The sequence below is a fragment of the Vreelandella boliviensis LC1 genome, assembly GCF_000236035.1.
GTDB lineage: Bacteria > Pseudomonadota > Gammaproteobacteria > Pseudomonadales > Halomonadaceae > Vreelandella > Vreelandella boliviensis.
In genome coordinates this window covers 939,406-960,829 of sequence record NZ_JH393258.1, presented here as the reverse complement: position 1 = coordinate 960,829, position 21,424 = coordinate 939,406, and the positions used below count along the sequence as shown (strand labels likewise).

Below are 21,424 nucleotides of genomic sequence, written 5' to 3'. Positions count from 1 at the left end.
GAGGTCGCGAGTTCGAGTCTCGTCCGGTCCGCCATCATCAAATGACAGTTTGCTAAAAGTTGTTATCGCAATTCGGACCGGTAGTTCAGTCGGTTAGAATGCCGGCCTGTCACGCCGGAGGTCGCGAGTTCGAGTCTCGTCCGGTCCGCCACGATAACTGCTAAGCTGAATTGGTTAGGGCAGTAAGTGCTTACCAATAGATTGGGTGGTTAGCTCAGTTGGGAGAGCACCAGCCTTACAAGCTGGGGGTCACTGGTTCGAACCCAGTACCACCCACCATCACCTACCTTTAGAAGCGCTTCTGAACCGTTTATAAAGTTAGTTTTGATGGTTGTTGTAAAAGTACTCAATGTGGACCGGTAGTTCAGTCGGTTAGAATGCCGGCCTGTCACGCCGGAGGTCGCGAGTTCGAGTCTCGTCCGGTCCGCCATTAAGTATTTGTGTTGTTAGCTATGTATTGTTAGTAAGACCTCGGCATTAGCCGAACGAATTCCAAAAAAGCCCGGATCAATGATCCGGGCTTTTTCGTATGTCTGCGTGTTAATTTGCAGCTTTTAGCCCGTAATCGCGGCAACACCTGCTTTGGCAATTTGCACATCCTGGTCGGGTTTTACGCCGGAAATGCCCACGGCGCCTACCACATGCCCGTCAACCGTTATCGGTACGCCGCCTGAAAGCAGGCCTTGCAGCGGCGCGGTGACAAACGCAGTGCGGCCGCCATTAATCATCTCTTCAAATACCTGGGTCTCTTTACGGCCTAGCGCCGCACTGCGCGCTTTGTGCGAAGCGACTTCGGCACTGAAAGGGGCGGCACCATCCAAACGACGCAGCGCCAGCAGATGGCCGCCATCGTCGGTCACCGCGATAGTTACCGGCCAGCTATTACTGTCAGCCTCTTTCTGCGCGGCATCTAGAACGTTGAGTACATCGGCTTGAGCGAGAATGGCTTTTGTTTGCATGCTTACATCCTATTAAGGGTAGGGAGTGAAGTGATCGCGCTCAACAATAGCAGCGCGACCAGGGGTTATAAATGCTAACCGTTAGTGCAACTATGTGAGCGCCGCATCGACGATTTCCACCCAGTGGCGTACCGGTGTGCGATTGGCGCCTGCCAAGTGGGTCTGACAGCCGATATTCGCCGTCACGATCACCTCTGGGTCACCGGCTTCCAGCGCATTGAGCTTATTGTCGCGCAGTTGGGTGGCCAGTTCGGGTTGGGTGATCGAATAGGTGCCCGCCGAACCGCAGCAAAGATGCCCATCCTGCACCGGGGTTAATGCAAAGCCAAGCTTGCTCAGCACACCTTCAACCGCGCCGTTAAGTTTTTGAGCGTGCTGTAGCGTACAAGGGCAGTGGAACGCCAGCCGTTGTGACGCTGTGACATCCAATGTGTCTAACGGCTCATCGCGTAGAACTTCGACAATATCTTTGGCTAGCGCGCTGATTTTTTGCGCTTTTGCGGCGTAATTGGGGTCATCTTTGAGCATGTCGCCATACTCTTTGACAAAAGCCCCGCAGCCGCTGGCGGTTTGCACGATGGCTTCGGTGCCTTGTTCAATATAAGGCCACCAGGCATCAATATTGGCGCGCATACGCGCCCGCCCGTCATCCTGGGCGTTGAGGTGGAAATCAACGGCGCCGCAGCAGCCCGCTTCAGCCACTGGTGTTACGCTAATACCGAGCCGGTCAAGAATCCGCGCGGTGGCTGCATTGGTATTGGGTGAGAGGCCCGGCTGTACGCAGCCTTCCAGCATTAATACTTGCCGGGTATGCCGGTTGGCAACAGGGCGTGCGCCTGCATCGACTGGGTTTGCCGGCATTTTACTGCGCAGCTTGCTGGGCACCAGCGGCTTAAAGGTTTGCCCTAGCGTGAGCAGTGCCTTAAAGCGTTTGGGGTCGACCATCATTTTACGCAGCGCATAGCGCTGGGCGCGTTCGGCCGCCGGGCGGGGCACGCGGCGCTCTATTTCGGCGCGGCCAATGTTCAGCAGCTTGTGGTACTCCACGCCGGAGGGGCAGGTGGTTTCACAGTTAAGGCAGGTCAGGCAGCGATCAAGATGCAGGCGCGTCTCGTCGGTAACCTGATCGTCATCGTCACGGCTCTCCAGCAGCTCCTTCATTAGATAGATACGCCCGCGGGGGCCATCGCGCTCATCGCCTAACAGTTGGTACGTCGGGCAGGTGGCGTTACAAAAACCGCAGTGAACGCAGGTACGCAAAATGCGCTCTGCTTCTTGAATATGCGGCTTCTGAAGGTCGGCATCGGAAAAGTGCGTCTGCATGTCAGCTCTCCTGATTAAAACGCCGCATAAAGACGACCGGGGTTAAAAATGCCATGGGCATCCAGCTCCGCCTTTAGATTACGATGATATTTTTCCACTACGGCATTTAGCGGTGTGAACGGCTCTGCGACGCCGCTTTGCGCCTGCGGGGTATAGCAGGTGGCATGACCACCCACTGCGCTGCAGGCATCGCGCAGCGTGCTGGCATCCAGGGTGGTTTTCACCCAGCGTTGGCTGCCCGCCCAATCGTAAAAAATATCGGCCTCGGGAATATCCAGCGCGAGCGGTGCGGTGTTGGGCGGTAGTGACAATCGCCACAGCGCCTGGCCGTCGTTACAGGCGAAGAAAGCGTAGGTATGGTCGCGCAGCTCGCGCCAGAAGCTGGCATCGAGCGGCTCACCACCCAGGCTTGCCTGGGTGGCGGCCACAGAGCTTTTGCCGCCTTCCAAGCGCAAAAACAGTTTGCCTTGGTGCCAAGCGGCGGCAGTAATCGGCAGCGGCTTTCGACCCAGCTCGGCGAGTTTTTTGAGCGCCTCATCCAGCCCAACGGCTAAGCGTAGGCTGTGCGTCGCGGTTGGAATAGGCAGCACTTTAAAGGAGATGTCGGTCAATACGCCGAGCGTTCCCTGGGCGCCTGCCATCAGGCGCGACAGGTCGTAACCAGCGACATTTTTCATCACTTCGCCGCCAAAGCGGAGCAGCTTACCCTCTTGGGTGATGATTCTCGTGCCCAGCACAAAGTCCCGGGCTGCGCCTGCCCAGGGGCGGCGTGGGCCGGAGAGGCCGGTGGCCACGGCGCCACCAATGGTGGAAGCCTCACCAAACATGGGGGGCTCAAAGCCCAGCATTTGGTGTTTCTCCGCCAGTACTTCCTGCAGGTCGCTAAGCCGCGTGCCAGCGCGCACGGTCACCACCAGCTCCACCGGGTCGTAGCTGACAATGCCACTGTGTTCGGCCATCTGCAGTGCTTGGCCTTCCACCGGTCGGCCATAAAAGGCGCGTGTGTCTCCACCTACAATGCGCAGCGGTGTGCGCGCGTCATAAGCGCTGCGCACCTGTTCACATAGGGCGTCAGCGATATCGCGGTCGGCAATCGCTCGTTCAGTCATGGTCTTTCCCACTATTGGTCTTTTCCATTATTCGTCTTGGCTAATTATTATCTTGGCCGGCTTTTTACTTAACTTGGCTCGCAGCTAGAAACGCGGCAGCTCCGGGTGCGGTAGTTCGTTGTTATGCACATGCATAGCGCCAAACTCGGCGCAGCGCGCCAGGGTTGGGATATTTTTGCCGGGGTTGAGCAGTCGCTGTGGATCAAAGGCGGCTTTTAAGGCATGAAAAACGCTGATTTCATCCGCCTGGAATTGGCTGCACATTTGATTGATCTTTTCGCGCCCAACGCCATGCTCACCGGTGATCGAACCGCCCGCGGCTACGCAGAGCTCAAGAATCTTGCCGCCCACCTCTTCGGCAAGCGCCAACTGGCCCTCTTTATTGGCATCAAACAGGATCAGCGGATGCATATTGCCATCGCCGGCGTGGAACACGTTGGCCACCGCTAGGCCGCTCTCTTCGGAAAGCGCGGCAATGCCTTTAAGCACGCGAGGGAGCTCGCGGCGGGGGATAGTGCCATCCATGCAGTAGTAATCCGGGGACATACGGCCCACCGCAGGGAAGGCGTTCTTCCGCCCAGCCCAGAACTTGGCGCGCTCGGCTTCATCGCGAGCCTGCTGAATATCGGTGGCGCCCGCGGCTTCCAGTACGCGGCGTACGGTATCGCAGTCGTCATCCACGTCGGCTTCAACGCCATCCAGCTCGCAGAGCAGAATTGCTTCTGCTTCCACTGGGTAGCCTGCTTTGATGAAATCTTCGGCGGCTTTAATCGCCAATTTATCCATCATCTCCAGGCCACCAGGAATTATGCCTGCGGCAATGATATCGCCGACGGCGCGCCCGGCTTTCTCAATGTCATCGAAGCTCGCCATCAGCACTTTGGCGGTTTCCGGTTTAGGCAGTAGCTTGACGGTGATTTCCGTGACGACGCCGAGCATGCCCTCTGAGCCGTTCATCAATGCCAGCAGATCAAAGCCCGGTGCATCAAAAGACTCAGCGCCCAGGGTCATGTGCTCGCCCTCGATGGTGAGCACATCCACGCGCATGACGTTATGTACCGTCAGGCCATATTTTAGGCAATGCACGCCGCCAGCATTTTCCGCCACATTACCGCCGATGGAGCAGGCAATTTGCGAAGATGGGTCCGGTGCGTAGTAGAGGCCGTAAGGCGCAGCGGCTTCAGAAATTGCCAGATTGCGCACGCCGGGCTGAACCCTCGCCAGGCGGGCATCAGGGTCGACTTTGAGAATTTGGTTAAAGCGCGACATCACTAACAGCACGCCCTGTTCCAGCGGCAGCGCACCGCCAGAAAGCCCGGTGCCTGCGCCACGGGTGACCACGGGCACGCTAAGGGCATGGCAGCGCTTGAGTAGCTCTTTCACCTGGTCAAAGGTTTCAGGCAGCGCCACCAGCATAGGTAGCACGCGATAGGCCGCCAGCCCATCGCACTCAAAGGGGCGTAGGTCTTCTTCGCGATGCAGCAGCGTCATGTCGGGAACAGCTTGTTGCAGGTCGGTTAAAACCTCGCTTTTATCGCGCTGAACCAGTTTGCCGTCCAGGCGCTCATCAAAGAGGATATTCATTACGACATCCCATGCTTATTATCGTTAAAGGTAAAGGCTAAAACGGTCTGTAGATAACATGGCCTCAATTTGGGCTTTTTTTACCCGCCTGTCTAGATCGTGGTGCATTGGTCTGACCAGTAATTAGTCGACACCGTGATATAGCAGTGAAACAGAGATGCCTTCTTCTGCGAGTAGTGGCAAGCTGGGACAACAGTTTAACGAGAGTGACCGTCATGCCAGCGGAGCATCAAGCATTGACACCCGGCCAGCGAATGCCAGAACACGTGGCCACCCGGCTTGAGCGGCTGATTCTTGATGGGGTTTTTCGCCCCGGCCAACTTCTACCTTCTGAGCGGCGGCTGTGTGACAGGCTGGGCGTCTCCCGCGCTTCGCTGCGTGAGGGGTTAAGGATTCTGCGTAGCAAGGGGATTATCGATACCCGCCAGGGCCACGGTTCAACGGTCGCCACGCTTTTGCCGGTGGGCAGCCAGAGTCCGTTGATGCATCTGTTTAAAGACCATCCGCGCACGCTGTTTGACCTGTTAGAAGTGCGCGCCCTGCTGGAAGGGGAGTCGGCGCGGTTAGCCGCAAGCCGTGGCACCTCCGTCGACCGGGTGCTGATTACCCGGCGCTATCGTGAAATGGCTGACTACGCGGAAAGCGCAGACACCATTGATGTCGAGCGTCTAGCCAGGCTAGATCACGCCTTTCACCTAGCGGTTTCCCAGGCGTCCCACAACCCGGTGCTGGTGCATACGCTGCAGAGCCTGACCGATTTACTGCTTAGCTCGGTATTTGCTTCGGTCAAACACCTCTATCACTTGCCAGCGCCCAGGGCGATGATCAACCAGCAGCATGCGCAGTTGCATGAGGCGGTCATCAGCGGCGAGGCGGAGCAGGCAGAACAGGTGGCGCTGGAGCACCTGACCAGTATTACCCAGCTGCTGCGCGATTTAGAGGAGGAGCACGAACGGCTAGAGCGTTCATCCATGCGCCTTGAAGAGTGGCTGTAGCTCAATCATTAAAACGCCAACAACAATCATTAATAAACCAACAACACCTCAGGAGATTAACGTGGCCATTTACCAATACGGCGAGCACCAGCCTGACATCCATAACGATGTCTATATTGCCGACACCGCGGATGTGATCGGCCAGGTAACGTTAAAAGCGCGCTCAAGCGTGTGGTATCAGGCCGTGCTGCGTGGTGATACCGATCACTTGGAAATTGGTGAAGAGAGCAATATTCAGGATGGCGCGGTACTGCATGCCGATCCCGGTTTTCCTCTCAAAGTAGGTAAAGGCGTGACGGTCGGGCATCAAGCCATGTTGCATGGCTGCACCGTGGGTGATGGCTGCTTAATCGGTATTCAAGCGGTGGTGCTTAACGGTGCGGTGATCGGCGAAAACAGCCTGGTGGGGGCGGGGGCTTTTATTAAGGAGGGCGCGATATTTCCGCCTAATTCGTTAATCGTGGGTTCGCCCGCCCGTGTAGTAAGAGAGCTTTCTGCAGAAGCGGTGGCAGGTTTGAAAAAGAACGCCCAAAGCTACGTAGAGCGTGGCAAGCTCCACAGCCAAGAACTTAAACGCATCGGCTAGCGCTTAAACAAACAATAAGCAGGGCTTGAACGTTGAGCTAAAACCACAAACCCCCGGCCTAAAGCCTGGGGGTTTGCGTTTAAACACTCGCTAACGAGTTTTACGGTTACATCAATGGATCGGTTATGCCAATTACGTAGAACGCAATTAGTGCGATGATGCCAGCAAAGATGAGGTAGTAGATCGTTGGCAGGATCGTCTTACGGATCGTTGCACCTTCGCGGCCTAGCAATCCAACCGTTGCCGATGCGGCGACCACGTTATGGATGGCGATCATATTACCTGCCGCCGCGCCGACTGCCTGCATTGCTACCATCATAGCCGTGGAAAGCCCCAGGGTCTGGGCAACGCTGAACTGGAATTCCGCCAGCATCAGGTTAGATACCGTGTTGGAGCCTGCAATGAAGGCGCCCATCGCCCCGACGGCTGGGGCAAAGAAGGGATAAATGCCGCCCACGCTGTCGGCCACTGCCTGGGCCATCATCACCGGCATTGAGACAAGATCCGCGCCGTTAACGCCGGAGTTGATCAAAATGCGCACCATAGGCACGGTAAAGATCAATACGAAACCTGCACCAAAAATCGTTTTGGTTGATTCAGACACCGCCGCGCTGATCTTTTGCGGGTTCATACGATGCAAGAAGTAGGTGACGATGACCACGGCAATGATAATACCGCCCGGCAGATAGAGCGGCTGAACGCCACCGCTGACGCCCGCTTCGCCTAGAATATTATTCCAACTGAGGTTAATCGAGGTAAGCGCTGCTTTAAGGGGCTCGATGGTACGAGAGGCCACCAAAAACAGGGCGAGCAGCACATAGGGTACCCAGCCTTTAAAGGTGGACATCGGCGCTCTGCCGACAACGTCATCAAGCTTGATCTGCAGGTTGCCGATCCACTCGTCTGGCCAAGAAGAGGACTCGGGAAAGTCCCAAGTGTCTTTAGGCATCAAGAAGCCACGTTTGGCAGCGGGTACGACGATCGCCAAGCCCACCATGGCGCCGATCATTGAAGGGAATTCAGGCCCTAGCAATACACCTACCAGCATGTAAGGTACCGAGAATGCAATACCGGTAAAAATAGCGAAGGGGGTGATCGACAGCCCCTCTTTCCAGGAGCGGTTGGCGCCGAAGAAACGCACCATCACAGTGACTAGGATCAGCGGCATTAAAATGCCCACGATACCGTGAGTAATTGCCACTTCACTGGTGACTAGCTGGAAGAAGACATCCCAGCTAGAGCCTACCGAGTCAAGCTCGGCACTAATACCGGCGCGATCCAAGCCACTACCGACCCCAACCACAATAGGCGTGCCCACTGCACCAAACGAGACCGGCGTTGATTGAATCATCATACCCACGACCACCGCCGCAAGCGCCGGGAAGCCAAGAGCGACCATCAATGGTGCAGCAACCGCAGCTGGTGTGCCGAAGCCTGAAGCCCCTTCGATAAAGCAACCGAACAGCCAAGCAACTATCAGCGCCTGTATGCGGCGGTCAGGGCTAATGTCCGAAAAGCCGTTACGGATAGCGGTAATACCACCGGAGTGCTTAAGGGTGTTAAGCAGCAAGATAGCGCCAAAGATGATCCATAAAAGACCGGCGGTCTGGATCAAGCCCTGAATAGTCGACGCCGCTACGCGACTAAATGACATGTCCCAAGCGGTTAAGCCAATAATGGCGGCGGTCAGAAAAACAATAGGCATCGCTATCTTGGCAGGTATTTTAAACCCTATGAGCAAAATACCGGCCAGCAACAGCGGCAAAAAGGCCAGAAGTGCAAGTGTCGTTTCGTTCATGGAAGGAACTGCCCCTTGTTATTGATTTGGTATGCTCCGCAATAACCGTCTGACAGTCGTACCGCCAGTCGGGTGTAGGTGAAAGATACGATTAGGCTAACCATATGACTACATTGGAAAATTGGTCTTACCAGTTTAACGCTCGTTCGGAACATGGATTTTCATGACTTTTGTTTTTCTAGTTAATTGTTTTTATTCTATTTTTAAAAATTTTAAGAGGAAAAGTACTCAGCGGGTTCATTAGACTAATAGACAGTACAGTTGTCAGCCAAAGAATAAGTACAGATCAAGCCGGTTGCATCGCTTGCGTCATAGGTGACTTATGCTCATTGTTATCGGCGTAGTACTTTTTACTAACAATGGTCAACCACACGGAGGTTATGACAGTGGCACTAAAGCTCTATGATCTGTGCGGCCGGGACGAACGGCTACGCTTCTCACCTTTCTGCTGGCGCGTACGTATGGCGTTTGCACATAAAGGGCTGGAATTCACCACCGTGGCATGGCGATTCCTCGATAAAAAAGCGCTGGAGTTTGCCGACTACGACAAAGTGCCGGTGCTGTGCGACGGCGAGCAAGTTGTCACTGACAGCTTCGAAATCATGCGCTACCTGGATAAGACGTATCCCGAGGCACCAGTGTTGGGCGAGGGCGTCAGCTATCAGCGAGTATTACTGTTCAAATACTTCGTCGAGCGCAGCATGAATCCTGCGTTATTCCGCATTATCGCCATGGATTTGTTCGCGGCAGTACACCCAGATGACCGTGGCTATTTCCGCAAAACCCGTGAGGAGCGGTTTGGTTGCACGCTGGAAGAGTTTCACCAACCCGAACAGGGTAAGCAGCAGCTTAAACAGGCGCTAGCGCCAGTGCGCGATTTACTGCGCGAAAGCCGCTTTTTAGACGGCGATTCCCCCAGCGGCTCAGATTACCTGCTGTTTGGCAGTATGATGTGGGCTCACGTTGTATCTACTCAGGCAGTGGTCGAGCCCGGTGACCCGGTAGACGAGTGGTTCAAGCGTATGTTGAGCATCCACGATGGTGCTGCAAGCAGTGCGCTGACTGTTCGCGATATATAGTACATAGTGTTAGCCGTACAAAGTGTTAGCCGTACATAGTGGCGGCACAACGATGTGCCGCCTGATGACATGAGAAAACATTGATAGGCTTACGAGTGAATCAATGTTTTCCTAAAGGAGATGGCAATGATTGACCTGTACTACTGGACAACACCCAACGGCCATAAAATCTCCATTATGCTCGAAGAAGCCAAACTGGCGTATCGAGTGAAGCCTATTAACATTGGCCGAGGCGAGCAGTTTGATCCTGAATTTCTCACTATCGCCCCCAATAACCGAATTCCTGCCATTGTCGATCACTCACCACAGGATGGTGGTCAGCCGCTGTCGATGTTCGAGTCTGGCGCGATCCTCGAGTACTTGGCCGATAAGAGTGGCCTCTTCTTACCCTCCGCAGGCCGCGAACGCTATATCGTGTTGCAGTGGCTGCACTGGCAAATGGGCGGTTTAGGCCCGATGGCAGGCCAAAACCACCACTTTTGCCACTATGCGCCGCAAAAGATTGAGTACGCCATTGAGCGCTACGTTCGTGAAACTAACCGGCTTTACAGCGTGTTAGACCAGCGCTTGGCGCATCATACGTATGTAGGTGGCGATGACTACTCGATTGCTGATATGGCGATCTATCCCTGGATCGTGCCTTGGGAAAAACAGCGGCAAACCTTAGAAGAGTTTCCTGATCTAGAACGCTGGTTTGACATGATCAAAGCACGCCCTGCCGTTCGTCGAGCTTACGCATTGGTCGAAGACGTTAATCCCCAAGCGGGCGTAGAAATGGACGAGCAGGCGCGTAAGCATTTGTTCGGTAACCGCTAGTAGCAGGCTGCTGTCAGCCTTTCTAACTACCTACGAGTGAGCAAGTGCTGCATGAGGAAAAATCATATTGCGCTGCACAAAAAGCACTGCTAGCTTTAGAGATAGCAGAGGCAACAGCCTGGCTAAGAACCGCCAATCAAGGCGTGTTTATGTGCTAGCTCACTCTTGGAGGTACTATGATGAATAAAACTACTGATAAAACTACGCAACAGTTTGAGACCGTTTTTGTTTCACCGATGCGCTCTTACACGCTGACAGCGCTTGATTACTATGATCAGCTGGTTAGCGCTCAGTTGGATGCTGCCCGTGCCTACTCGGATATGGCGATTGCACAAGCGCGTACCTGGCTTGATGTAAAAGATCAGGACAGCTTCAAAAAGGCCATGGAAACCCAGCAAAAAACGGCTGGCGAGTTTATCGAGCGAGTAAAGGGCGACACTGAAAAAGTGACTTCCATCGGCCAGAGCTTTGCTCAAGACAGCCAGAAAATGGCAGAAGAAACCACTAAGAAAGCGGTAGAGACTGTTAAACAGTGATCTAACCCGTACACCACCGCTTAAAACGCCGCGCCCAAAGGGTGCGGCGTTTTTGTATACAAAACCTTATGTTAAAACCTGACCTTTGAATCTAGCCTTTGAAACTTACCTTTTAATCTGCGGCTTATGAAAAGCAGGTGTTGGTAGCGCGATCAATCAAGCGAAAACGGGCAATGCGAATAATTTGTTCAATGGCCGTTTGCCGCTCGATGGCCACATCGTTGTTCAGGCGTTCCTCGAAGGCGGCTAATATGGCATGCCGATCCAGCCCTTTAACGGCAATGACAAAAGGAAAGCCAAATTTCTCCTTATACGCCGAGTTAAGATACTCAAAGCGCGCAAACTCCCCGGGGCTACACTGATCGAGTCCGGCGCCTGCCTGTTCGGTGGTTGAGTCTTGGGTTAGCTCGCCAGCCATAGCCGCTTTACCCGCCAGGTCAGGGTGCGCCTGAATCACCTTGATTTGCTGGTCGCTGCTCGCCTGCTGCAACATAAGCCCCATTAGCTCGGCCAGTGCGTCGGGGGTGTCATGGGCTTCAGTAAGGCCTTGCTGCCAAGCGGCTTCGGCTACCCAGGGCGAATGCTCGTACACATCCCCATAGTGATGGGTAAGCATTTCAAGGCTGCACTTGCTGGGCGCGGGTGATAGCAGTAACGGTTGCGGTGTGGACACTGAAACTCTCCTAAGCGGGCAAGTTTTAAAGCGTACCCGGTTAAAAACGGAAATGGTTTAAAGCGCCTGGGTCAAACGCGCAGGTATGTAATGACTGTATACAATAAATAGCAGTAACGGTACTCTTTGACCAATAGGTCAAGCAACGTTATCAATAATCAATAAGGAGCGGCTATGGGACGTTTAACCACCCACGTACTGGATACCGCCAAAGGCCAGCCTGGTCAGGGAATTACTATTGAGGTATTTCGCCTTGCAGGCAGTGAGCGCCAGCATCTGAGTACCGTGATCACCAATAGTGACGGGCGGTGCGATGCACCCATTTTAGACGGGGATGCACTGAAACCGGGGGAGTATGAGCTGGTTTTCCATGCCGGTGACTACTTGCGTACCCAGGGCGTGGAAGCTTCTGAACCGCGCTTCTTGGATGTGATCCCATTACGCTTTGGCGTCGCTGATGCCAGCCAGCACTATCACGTGCCACTGTTGCTTTCGCCCTATGGCTATTCCACCTATCGCGGTAGTTAAGAGGGCGATGCATGCAAGCCTACATCATTGAGTTTGTTAACTTGCTACTGCGCTGGCTGCATGTGATTGCGGCTATCGCTTGGATTGGCGAGTCGATCTACTTTGTAATGCTGGATAACAGCCTGCGCACACCGAAGGCTTCAGAGGATCGCGAGAAGGGCGTGTTTGGTGAAATGTGGTCGGTGCATGGCGGTGGTTTTTACCACAATCAGAAGTACGCTACCGCACCCGACAAGTTACCCAATGATCTGCACTGGTCATTCTGGAAAGCCTACACCACCTGGCTTTCCGGCTTTGCGCTGTTTGTTATTCTCTACATGGTCAATCCTGGCTTCTACTTGGTAAACCCCAATAGCCCCTGGGAGTGGGCCGCCAACATGACAGGTTGGCAGGCTAACGTGCTGGCGCTGGCATTTTTGCTGGGCGGCTGGGTGGTTTATAACGAGCTGTGTAAGCGCATTAGTCCCAATATGGACCGCGACGGTCTGCTCAGCGTCGCAGTTGCCGTGATGATGGTGGTCGTTGCCTACCTAAGCACGCAAATGTTTACTGGCCGCGCCGCCTTTCTGCTAACGGGTGCAGTGATGGCGACAGCGATGTCGGCGAACGTCTTCTTCTGGATTATTCCCGGCCAGCGCCGCATGGTAAAAGCCATGAAAGCAGGCGATGCGCCTAATCCGCTGGATGGAAAACGCGGCAAGCAGCGCTCGGTGCATAACACCTACTTCACGTTACCGGTCGTGTTGTTGATGGTGAGTAATCACTATTCATTTATCTACTCCCATGAGCTGGCCTGGGTCGTGATGGTGCTGTTTATCTTTGCCGGTGCTTTAATCCGTCAATTCTTTGTGTTGATGCATGCAGGCAAAACCCAGCCAGCGTATCCCGCCTTTGGGGTAGGGCTTATTCTGTTAGCGTTTTGGGTGGCCGCGCCGAGTGCTTCATCACCGAGCGGTGATGCAGGCTCGCAAGGACCGGATCAGGCGCAAATTACTGGCTTGATCGAGCAGCATTGTGTTCAGTGCCACGCTCGCAACCCCGAGCATGCCGGTTTTTCAGCACCGCCCGCCGGGTTTGCTTTCGATAGCTGGGATGAGATTCTGGGCCAGAAAACGCAGATTCAGCAGGTCGTGGCCAGCCGCTATATGCCGTTAGGCAATATGACCAACATGAGCGATGAAGAGCGCGATATGATTGCCGCTTGGGAGGAATGATCAGGCTTTGTACGAAAACTGCCTGCGCTCGCCGACTTTTCGTACAAACCCTAAGGCCTTGAGAGGATAGCTATGAGTGATGCGCAGGCGCCGGAAAAGCGGCGCGCTCCTGCTAAAGAAATTAAAAATAGCAAAGAGGGCGATGAGCGCCACGACGCCATTTACCGCGCCGTGAGCGATGCCATTGTTGAGCAGCGTTTAAAACCCGGTGCGCGGCTGCGCGAAGATGCGCTGGCGGACGTATTCGGCATTAGCCGCACCGGTATTCGTAAAATCCTGCAACGCTTGGCGTTGGAGCAGTTAGTCACGCTAACACCGCGCCGTGGCGCCAGCGTCACCCGGCCCACCGCCGACGAAGCCAAAGACGTTTTCGATGCCCGGCAGTTAATCGAGTGCGGATTAATGCCCGATGTGGCACGGCGCATGGGTGAAAAAGAGGCAGCGGAGCTGCGCGAAATGGCCCGCCAGGAACGCCAAGCCCTGCGCAGCGGCCAGCAGAGCGTGGCCATTCGGCTATCGGCAGATTTTCATGTGCGTTTAGCGCAGCTTTCGGGCAACGCTACACTTGCAGAGTTTGTCGAAAGGCTCTGTTCGCGCTCTTCGCTGATTCTCGCCGTTTATGGCCACCGCGGCCACTTGGGCTGTGAATCCCATGACCACGACGATCTAATTGGCTACCTGGAAACAGGCAACGGTGAGCGCGCCAAAGCCTTTATGAGCCGCCACCTAAAAGCCATTGAAGCGTCGCTCTCTATGGTCGAAGAGGAAGAAAACGTACCGGATTTGCAGCAGATATTTGGGGGGTAATCTCAGCTTGGCATTTTGGCGCTCAAGGGTGGGAGTAGTTGGCAAAATCTATTTTTAATAGAGTAGTCATATGGCAGGAGTTAAACTCAGCAATCCTGCCTAGAAAGACAGGCGTTATAGTTTGATGGGCGAATTCATCAAATATTTCGTTAAGCGCTTTTTGAATTTTAAAGTCTCCTTCAATGACTCATCAACTTCGATGATTTGTTAAGCTACGTGTTTACTAGAAATTTGTTTCTCTCAATGTAAGCAAGAAATTCCTGCCCCAACTTTGTTATTGAAAATCTTCTCCATCTTACACCAGCAACTTTTTCATTATTCACAATTCCATGTATTTGAAGTTTTGGGCATACATTATGGTATATGAAACTATAGCTATCATGTTGGCCAGGTTGATTTGTTACACCAGTGACAATTGTATCTTTCAGTTGGATAAGGAGGGAGAAAAGATCTAGTTCAAGCTCTTTGTCTTCACCTGTTGAGCTGGGTGGAATTTTGATTTCAATGGACTTAAGAACTGTTTTTAAATCGTTGAATTCAGTTTCTGTATTATCCTTTTTTCCAATTAATGCTTTTTCTTTGAGAACGGCATTTTCTTTTGATAATTCTGCAACTTGTTTACTAAGCTGAGTTATTTCATCAATCAATGTTTTAGAGTTTGGAACTTCTGACCCTGAAACCCATCCAGATAATTCTCTTGTTGAAGCAATGTCGGGCAAGCTTTCCATGACGCATAATCGAATGTCTTTTTCGTCTTCAAAGAATGAAGACATATTAGAGAGGACTTTCTCTCTAAATATTTTTAGCTCGGCAGGGCGTTCTTTCTCCAATATTGAAGTGCCAACTACCTTTACTTTTTCTTCAAGGGCATCTTCTTTTATAACAACGGAAAATAGTGGTTTGTCGTTTTCTAATGCATAGTTGTATTCTAGTTCTGTGTAACTAACCCCAGATTCTGGCTCAACACTTCCATAACGCCCGCCCAAAATCAGCATGTATACATCTGATTCGTCAATCCAACGTTTTATGATTTCTAATTGACTCTTGTCGCCTGCAGTAAATAATTCCATACCTGCAGGTATGTGACCTGACTTTAAAACAGCACCAACAGCAGCCTGCCTTTCTTCGATGAGATCTATGTAAGTAGACGAAATAAAAACTTGAAGCCTTTTTTTCATGCGCTTTCCATTAGTGGTTTAAAAAGTCGTATATAAGCATTGTAACTACTGGACGCTTTGAAGTCGTGCATCAATACTTATATTTTATATGGTATTTATTAAATCTTTTAATTAATCGTTCCAAAGAAATGAAAATATACGCTCCAATGAGTGTGCCATCGTTCAAAAATATCTCATTCCGCTGAGTTTTGATACTGTAAAATACGTTGCTAGGTAGAGCCATGGGAGGATGCAGGCAGGTTCCCAATTGGCTACGTCAGCCCGCGACCCAAAAAAAGCGCCATCGGCAAAACCGATGGCGCTCGTATGAAGTTCTAATCAGCTAGTTACGACCCGCTTGTCTACTGCTGAGCCAACGCAGGCGCAGGCTTAAACTGCCGCATCAACCCGTAGTAGAACAGCCCGCCTAGGGCTGCGCCAATCATCCAGCCAAAGCCGCCAAGGGCTGATAGTGCCGGTACTAACACGGTAGAAAGCGAGAACAGCGCCGCCACACCAAAGGCGATAAGCGCGCGGGTGTTCCAGCCGTTTACGTAGTAGTAGGCGCCACCCGGTGCTGATGAGAATAGCTCCTGCATATTTAAGTGCTGGCGCTTAATCAGATAGTAGTCGACCACGATAATGCCGTAGAAGGGCGCGACGACGGCGCCTAGCGCATTCACAAAACCGGGAACGCCAATCTGGCTGATGACTGAAAGCCATAGCGCACCGACAAAGAATGCGATCACCGCGGTAATCAGGCCACCCATCTTGAAGCTGATTTTGCTGGGAAACAGATTGGCCAGGTCGTAGGCGGGGGGAATAAAGTTGGCGACCAGATTGATACCCACCGTGGCGGCAAAGAAGGTGAGGGCGGCGATAATCGTCAGCGGCAATGAATCGACCCGCTCAACGATATCGGCGGGGTTGGTCAGCGCTTCACCAAACAACACCAGAGTGCCCGCGGTAATAATCAGCGCGATAAACGAGAAGAACGCCACGTTAAGCGGTAAGCCCAGCAGGTTGCCCAGCTTCATCTGGCGCTCGGTTTTTACAAAGCGGGTGAAGTCGCCGAAGTTGATCACCACCGCCGCAAAATACGCCACCATGGTGCCGACAATCGCCATAAAGGCGGCAATCGAGCTGCCGCTGGTTTCACTGCCACCGCTAAAAATAGTGCCAATGGCGGGAATCAGCTCGCTGCCTGCCTGGAACCAGACAATGATCATTAGCACCAGCATCACCACGTAGACCATCGGGCCCGCCCAGTTGAGGAAGTGCTTAATGCGCTCGATGCCTTGCCAGAAAATCGCGATCTGAAACAGCCACACAATCACAAATGACACCCAGGCCACGCCGGAAAGCCCCAGGAAGGTGCCGCCATCGCCTGCGCCAACAAACGCGGTAATCAGCAGGGTGACGGCTGTGGAGGCGAAGTAGGTCTGCACGCCGTACCAAAAAATCCCCACGATAGCGCGCAGCATCGCGGGCAGGTTAGCGCCGCGCACGCCCATGCTGGCACGCACCATCACTGGGAAAGGAATGCCGTATTTAACGCTGGGTTTACCGGTGAGGTTGACCAAAAACATCACGATCACACCGGCCAGAATAATCGCCGCCATCACCGCCCAGCCGTTGAGGCCGTAGGTTAAAAACAGCGAGGCGGCCAGGGTGTAGCCGAACAGGCTCTGGATGTCGTTCGACCAGACGTTAAAAATTTCAAATGCGCCCCAGTTACGATCCTGGGGTTTCAGCGGTGCCAGATCCTCGTTATATAGCGTGGGATCGATGTGCTTGATATCTAGGTCGCTCACGTCGTTGCTCTCTTTCATTGTATTGGCTCGCAGGTTGGCTAAAAGGGGTTACTGGCTAAAGCGCTGGCAGGGTGCCCAGTACTTCATGAGCAGGTAGTAGCTAACGCCTGCGGGTATCAGGCTGGCGTACCACGAGATCGCCGAGAAAGAGAGCGCCGCCGCAATACCGATAGCAGTGGCGATAAACGCAGCTAGGTTGACGCCTTGGTAGGGGCCGTTGGCGTCGTATAGCTTGTCGATATCCAGCGTGCGGCGGCGAATAACGTAATAATCCACCACCAGAATGGCGAAGATGGGGCCTAGAAAAGCGGAATAGGTCTGCACAAACAGCTGCAGGCCCGCCGCAGAGCCCGGCTGCACCAGTTTCCAGGGGAAGGTGGCGAAGGCCAGTAGCCCCACGATCACCGTGGCGACCGAGAACTTGATTTTGAATACGTCCATTAGCACGTAGGTCGGCGGCACCACGTTGTTGAGTACGTTGGTGGTGACCTGGGCAAAGGCGATGAACAGCAGAGTGGTCATCAGCAGCGGGGTGTTATCCACCGCGTTGGCAAACACCTGTATCGGGTCGGCGGTACCGGTGGCCTGGGAGACCATATAGCCGATCAAGCCCATAAACAGCGTGCAGGGCAGAATCGACATAGCGTAAATGGTGGTTAGCAGGCTCTGGGCGGTGCCCTTTTTATGCTCGCGGGAGTAGTCGCTAACGTTGAGCATCATGGTGCTGTAGATGCCTAGAAACAGCATGGTCGCGCCCCAGAAAGGCATGCCCCAGGAGCCTTCCATGGTCAGCAGGCTGGCGGAAAGCTCATCGCCGTAACGCTGCACCGTGGCGTAGAACATATACATCAACGAGACGAGGATAAAGGCGCTGCCGATATTCTCTAACCACTTGATGCCCTGAAAGCCCATTACCGACAGGCCGATTTGCAGAAACTGGAAGGTAATAAAGTAGAAGATAAGGTTGTCGAAGCCGAACAGGGTGGCCGACACCATATTGAGTGCCCCGGCGCCAATCCAGCTTTGAAAGCCATACCACACCACCGCAGGCACCGCGCGCACTAAGCCGGGTAGCCGCGTGCCGGTAAAGCCAAAGGCGCTGCGTGCCTGCACCATAAACGGGATGCCGTACTTGTAGCCTGCAGCGCCGTTAATGGCCAGCGCTATACCGATCACAAAGCAACCAATGGCGATGGCCAGCGTCGCTTGCAACAGGTTCAGGGTGCCGACTACGCTTGAGCCCATGGCGAAGGTGCCAATGGAAACGCAGCCGCCGAACCAGGCCAGAAAATAGGAGCCGCGCCCCATTATCCGGGTCCGTTGAGGGGCTAGGCTCTCTGCCCCTAGTGCTTTTGATCCGATATCGGATCGGTCTTCTGACGCAAGAGCGGAGGTTGAAGCGCTCATGGTGTCGTCCTCGCAAGATTATCGGTTTTATTAATCCCCGATTTAACATCGGGAAACGCTTGCGGCGTGGCGTGCTACTGGACGTTCGTGTTTCTTAATATATTGTTATTAAATGTTTTTTTGAGTCATGCTTTTTTGGACATGGTTTTTTGAGACATTGCTTTTAGGCTTTATGACTTAAGCGGTAACGCAAGATCAGAAAGCCCGGAAAACTTACCGGTGAAGGTTTTTGGCCGGGGATAGTCAAGATCACCGTGCTTGCTGGTATGCAGCCCTAAACTGACCAATGATTCCGCTAGTTTGAGCGCCGCGGTGACACCTTCTATGACTGGCAGGCCGACTTCGCGGCTAATCTCCTGGGTCAAATTCGCCATGCCGCCGCAGCCTAAAACGATGGCGCCGATACCGTCCTCATCCCTGGCGCGGCAGCACTCTTCAACAATGCGGGTAAACGCCGCTTCAGGGTGGTGCTCAAGATCCAACACCGGAATTTCAGCGGCGCGAATGCGGCGGCAGTGGTGGCTAAAGCCGTACTGCTGAAGCAAGTGTTCGGCGATAATGCCGGTGCGGCCCAGAGTCGTGACAATGGAAAAGCGGGTGCTCACCAGCGTGGCAAGATGAAACGCCGCTTCGGCAATGCCAATCACTGGCGCGCGGGTGAGTTCGCGGGCAGCAAGCAGGCCTGGATCACCGAAACAGGCCACTATATAAGCATCGATTTCGCCTTCGCGTTCGCCTTTGAGCACCTCTTCGGCAACCCCCACCGCACTGATCGCTTCGTCAAAATGGCTTTCAATGGAAACCGGGCCCGCGTCAGGCTGTGAGGCGCTAACGGTTGTTCCCGCAGTTGCCTGCTGCTGCGCTGCCTGACCCATCGCAGCGGTCATGGAAGCCGTGGTGTTCGGGTTAATAAGGCGTATATGCACGTTAAGAAATCCGTATGTAAACAATATAAATTTTCTTGTATACAAAAATAGGGCGGTTTCTAACCTTGCGCAAGCCTCTGGGCGTGAATAGACGATAAAAATGTCGCTATAAAAGTTTGACCAATCGTTCAGGATTCAACGACTTAACGGCATTTAAACTAAAAAACGCTATGAGTGACAGGGGATTAGCGTCTGGCCGCGTTGCGGTTCGTTATTAATCTCGCTATTTTGTATACAAATAATTTTCTGTATCGCTGGGCTGCTTGTTCGCCAGAGACGAGCCGGGAATAGGCATACTGGAAATAGATATAAAGGGAGCTAGCTATGTCGTCATCCTCTAAGGGCCACTACCCTCGCGATTTAATCGGTTACGGGCGCAACCCGCCCCACGCCAACTGGCCAAACAAGGCCAAAATTGCCGTTCAGTTTGTGCTCAACTACGAGGAGGGCGGCGAGAACTGTGTCCTGCATGGCGATTCAGGCTCCGAGCAGTTCCTATCGGAAATTATTGGCGCACCGGCTTATCCTGATCGTCATCTAAGCATGGAGTCGATCTACGAGTACGGCTCCCGCGCCGGGGTATGGCGCATCCTGCGCGAGTTTGAGAAGCGCGATTTGCCGCTCACTGTATTTGGTGTGGCGATGGCGTTAGAGCGCAACCCAGATGTCGCCCAGGCATTTAAACAGCTGGGCCATGAGATTGCCTGCCACGGCTACCGCTGGATTCACTATCAGGAAGTCTCTGAGCACGTTGAGCGGCAGCACCTTCAGCAGGCCATGGATATTTTTCAGCGCCTTTACGGTGAAAAACCCCAAGGCTGGTATACCGGCCGCGACAGCCCCAATACCCGGCGTTTAGTGCTGGATGAGGGCGGTTTCCTTTACGATAGCGACTACTACGGCGACGACTTGCCTTTCTGGACGCAGGTAACGGATAGTCAGGGCAGTGAGCATAATCACCTGATCGTGCCTTATACGTTAGACAGCAATGATATGCGCTTTGCCGCGCCGCAAGGTTTTAATACGGCGGATCACCTCTTTACCTACCTGCGTGACGCCTTTGATGTGCTTTACGCGGAAGGGGAGGAGGCGCCCAAAATGCTCTCCATCGGTATGCATTGCCGTTTATTGGGTCGGCCAGGGCGTTTTCGCGCGCTACAGCGCTTTTTGGATTACATCGAAACCCACGACCGCGTTTGGGTGGCCCGGCGGGTTGATATTGCTCGCCACTGGGCGGAGCATCACCCGGCGCCAACGCGTTGAAAGGCACAAAGATGAATAAAGCTACTTACTACGCCCCCACCGGTGGGCATCCACCGCAAACACAAATCACCGCTGATCGTGCGGTATTTACCGAAGCTTATGCGCTGATCCCCAAAGGCGTGATGCGCGATATTGTCACCAGCAATCTGCCGTTTTGGGAAGGCACTCGGCTATGGGTGTTGGCACGGCCGCTGTCGGGGTTTGCCGAGACATTTTCGCAATACATTATGGAAGTACAGCCCCAGGGTGGTAGCGATAAGCCTGAGCCAGATTCCCAAGCTGAAGGCGTGCTGTTTATTGTGGAGGGTGAGCTAACGCTTACTTTGTCAGGCGAGCGCCACGTCATGCAGCCTGGCGGCTATGCGTTTATTCCCCCTGGCAGTTCGTGGCAGGTGCGCAACGAATCTAACGCGCCTGTACGTTTCCACTGGGTACGCAAGGCGTATGAGTTTGTGGAAGGGCTTGAGGTTCCAAAGGCGTTTGTCACCAACGAGCAGGACATTGCGCCTATCGAAATGCCCGGCACTGAAGGGCGCTGGGCCACCACGCGCTTCGTCGACCCTGCGGACGTTCGCCATGATATGCACGTCAATATCGTGACCTTTCAGCCCGGCGGCGTGATCCCCTTTGACGAAACCCATGTCATGGAACACGGTTTGTATGTGCTGGAAGGCAAAGCCGTTTACCACTTAAATCAAAACTGGGTAGAAGTAGAGGCTGGGGATTTTATGTGGCTGCGTGCCTTCTGCCCCCAAGCCTGCTACGCCGCTGGCCCGGGACCGTTCCGGTATCTGCTGTATAAAGATGTTAATCGTCATGCGTCTCTTAAACTGTCATCTCGCTAAGGAGC

Annotated in this window: 20 protein-coding genes and 3 tRNA genes; 13 read left to right on the top strand and 10 right to left on the bottom strand. The window is 53.6% G+C overall.

The genetic code is table 11. The annotated features are described in order from the left end of the window. Positions 1–74: 74 nt before the first annotated feature. From KUC_RS13605 to KUC_RS13595, 3 genes are all read left to right on the top strand, one after another. Positions 75–151 (top strand) — tRNA-Asp (locus KUC_RS13605). Positions 152–203: 52 nt separating this feature from the next. Beyond that, positions 204–279 (top strand) — tRNA-Val (locus KUC_RS13600). Positions 280–353: 74 nt separating this feature from the next. Continuing rightward, positions 354–430 (top strand) — tRNA-Asp (locus KUC_RS13595). A gap of 124 nt (positions 431–554) precedes the next feature. Here the strand turns inward: KUC_RS13595 and KUC_RS13590 are convergent. From KUC_RS13590 to glcD, 4 genes are all read right to left on the bottom strand, one after another. Continuing rightward, positions 555–959: a heme-binding protein gene (locus KUC_RS13590; protein ID WP_007113792.1), complete on the bottom strand. Its 405-nt coding sequence runs from the start codon at positions 957–959 to the stop codon at positions 555–557. A gap of 90 nt (positions 960–1,049) precedes the next feature. Next, positions 1,050–2,282 (bottom strand): glycolate oxidase subunit GlcF, encoded by a 1,233-nt coding sequence (gene glcF / locus KUC_RS13585; protein ID WP_007113791.1) that lies wholly within the window; start codon positions 2,280–2,282, stop codon positions 1,050–1,052. Between the two features lie 14 nt (positions 2,283–2,296). Beyond that, positions 2,297–3,391, bottom strand: coding sequence for a glycolate oxidase subunit GlcE (gene glcE, locus KUC_RS13580; RefSeq protein WP_007113790.1), 1,095 nt, complete (start codon positions 3,389–3,391; stop codon positions 2,297–2,299). 84 nt (positions 3,392–3,475) lie between these two features. Further along, positions 3,476–4,975: a glycolate oxidase subunit GlcD gene (glcD, locus tag KUC_RS13575; protein ID WP_007113789.1), complete on the bottom strand. Its 1,500-nt coding sequence runs from the start codon at positions 4,973–4,975 to the stop codon at positions 3,476–3,478. 215 nt (positions 4,976–5,190) lie between these two features. Between glcD and glcC the strand changes: the two genes are divergently transcribed. Beyond that, positions 5,191–5,970 (top strand): transcriptional regulator GlcC, encoded by a 780-nt coding sequence (glcC, locus tag KUC_RS13570; RefSeq protein WP_007113788.1) that lies wholly within the window; start codon positions 5,191–5,193, stop codon positions 5,968–5,970. A gap of 61 nt (positions 5,971–6,031) precedes the next feature. Continuing rightward, positions 6,032–6,556, top strand: coding sequence for a gamma carbonic anhydrase family protein (locus KUC_RS13565; protein ID WP_007113787.1), 525 nt, complete (start codon positions 6,032–6,034; stop codon positions 6,554–6,556). Positions 6,557–6,662: 106 nt separating this feature from the next. Here KUC_RS13565 and KUC_RS13560 read toward each other — a convergent pair whose 3' ends face one another. Then, entirely contained in the window at positions 6,663–8,354 is a 1,692-nt protein-coding gene (locus tag KUC_RS13560) for an L-lactate permease (RefSeq protein WP_007113786.1), read from the bottom strand. A gap of 386 nt (positions 8,355–8,740) precedes the next feature. Here KUC_RS13560 and KUC_RS13555 point away from each other — a divergent pair, with 386 nt between their 5' ends. From KUC_RS13555 to KUC_RS13545, 3 genes are all read left to right on the top strand, one after another. Beyond that, positions 8,741–9,433: a glutathione S-transferase family protein gene (locus KUC_RS13555; protein ID WP_040481096.1), complete on the top strand. Its 693-nt coding sequence runs from the start codon at positions 8,741–8,743 to the stop codon at positions 9,431–9,433. A gap of 126 nt (positions 9,434–9,559) precedes the next feature. Next, positions 9,560–10,249: a glutathione binding-like protein gene (locus KUC_RS13550; RefSeq protein WP_040480893.1), complete on the top strand. Its 690-nt coding sequence runs from the start codon at positions 9,560–9,562 to the stop codon at positions 10,247–10,249. Positions 10,250–10,425: 176 nt separating this feature from the next. Next, positions 10,426–10,785 (top strand): phasin family protein, encoded by a 360-nt coding sequence (locus KUC_RS13545; RefSeq protein WP_007113782.1) that lies wholly within the window; start codon positions 10,426–10,428, stop codon positions 10,783–10,785. A 124-nt stretch (positions 10,786–10,909) separates the two neighbouring features. On the opposite strand, the gene uraD is transcribed toward KUC_RS13545, so the two are convergent. Then, positions 10,910–11,458: a 2-oxo-4-hydroxy-4-carboxy-5-ureidoimidazoline decarboxylase gene (gene uraD, locus KUC_RS13540; RefSeq protein ID WP_007113781.1), complete on the bottom strand. Its 549-nt coding sequence runs from the start codon at positions 11,456–11,458 to the stop codon at positions 10,910–10,912. 174 nt (positions 11,459–11,632) lie between these two features. Here uraD and uraH point away from each other — a divergent pair, with 174 nt between their 5' ends. From uraH to KUC_RS13525, 3 genes are all read left to right on the top strand, one after another. Then, positions 11,633–11,986 carry a hydroxyisourate hydrolase gene (uraH, locus tag KUC_RS13535; protein ID WP_007113780.1) on the top strand — a complete coding sequence of 118 codons (354 nt, stop codon included), beginning with the start codon at positions 11,633–11,635 and terminating at the stop codon, positions 11,984–11,986. An 11-nt stretch (positions 11,987–11,997) separates the two neighbouring features. Then, entirely contained in the window at positions 11,998–13,200 is a 1,203-nt protein-coding gene (locus KUC_RS13530) for a urate hydroxylase PuuD (RefSeq protein WP_007113779.1), read from the top strand. A gap of 72 nt (positions 13,201–13,272) precedes the next feature. Then, on the top strand, positions 13,273–14,007 hold the full coding sequence (locus tag KUC_RS13525; RefSeq protein ID WP_007113778.1) for a GntR family transcriptional regulator: 735 nt from the start codon (positions 13,273–13,275) through the stop codon (positions 14,005–14,007). Between the two features lie 212 nt (positions 14,008–14,219). Here the strand turns inward: KUC_RS13525 and KUC_RS13520 are convergent, their stop codons facing one another. From KUC_RS13520 to KUC_RS13505, 4 genes are all read right to left on the bottom strand, one after another. Continuing rightward, the gene (locus tag KUC_RS13520) at positions 14,220–15,185 is read right to left on the bottom strand and encodes a DUF4062 domain-containing protein (protein WP_007113777.1); all 966 of its coding nucleotides are present in this window, start codon (positions 15,183–15,185) and stop codon (positions 14,220–14,222) included. A gap of 341 nt (positions 15,186–15,526) precedes the next feature. Beyond that, complete coding sequence (locus tag KUC_RS13515; protein ID WP_007113776.1) at positions 15,527–16,996, bottom strand: NCS1 family nucleobase:cation symporter-1; 1,470 nt, start codon at positions 16,994–16,996, stop codon at positions 15,527–15,529. 30 nt (positions 16,997–17,026) lie between these two features. Beyond that, positions 17,027–18,385: an NCS1 family transporter gene (locus KUC_RS13510; RefSeq protein ID WP_040480891.1), complete on the bottom strand. Its 1,359-nt coding sequence runs from the start codon at positions 18,383–18,385 to the stop codon at positions 17,027–17,029. A 170-nt stretch (positions 18,386–18,555) separates the two neighbouring features. Further along, positions 18,556–19,311 carry an aspartate/glutamate racemase family protein gene (locus KUC_RS13505; RefSeq protein WP_040480889.1) on the bottom strand — a complete coding sequence of 252 codons (756 nt, stop codon included), beginning with the start codon at positions 19,309–19,311 and terminating at the stop codon, positions 18,556–18,558. Positions 19,312–19,635: 324 nt separating this feature from the next. Here KUC_RS13505 and puuE point away from each other — a divergent pair, with 324 nt between their 5' ends. Both puuE and KUC_RS13495 read left to right on the top strand, forming a co-directional pair. Then, positions 19,636–20,574: an allantoinase PuuE gene (gene puuE / locus KUC_RS13500; RefSeq protein WP_007113773.1), complete on the top strand. Its 939-nt coding sequence runs from the start codon at positions 19,636–19,638 to the stop codon at positions 20,572–20,574. 11 nt (positions 20,575–20,585) lie between these two features. Then, on the top strand, positions 20,586–21,419 hold the full coding sequence (locus KUC_RS13495; protein ID WP_007113772.1) for a bifunctional allantoicase/(S)-ureidoglycine aminohydrolase: 834 nt from the start codon (positions 20,586–20,588) through the stop codon (positions 21,417–21,419). Positions 21,420–21,424: the final 5 nt, after the last annotated feature.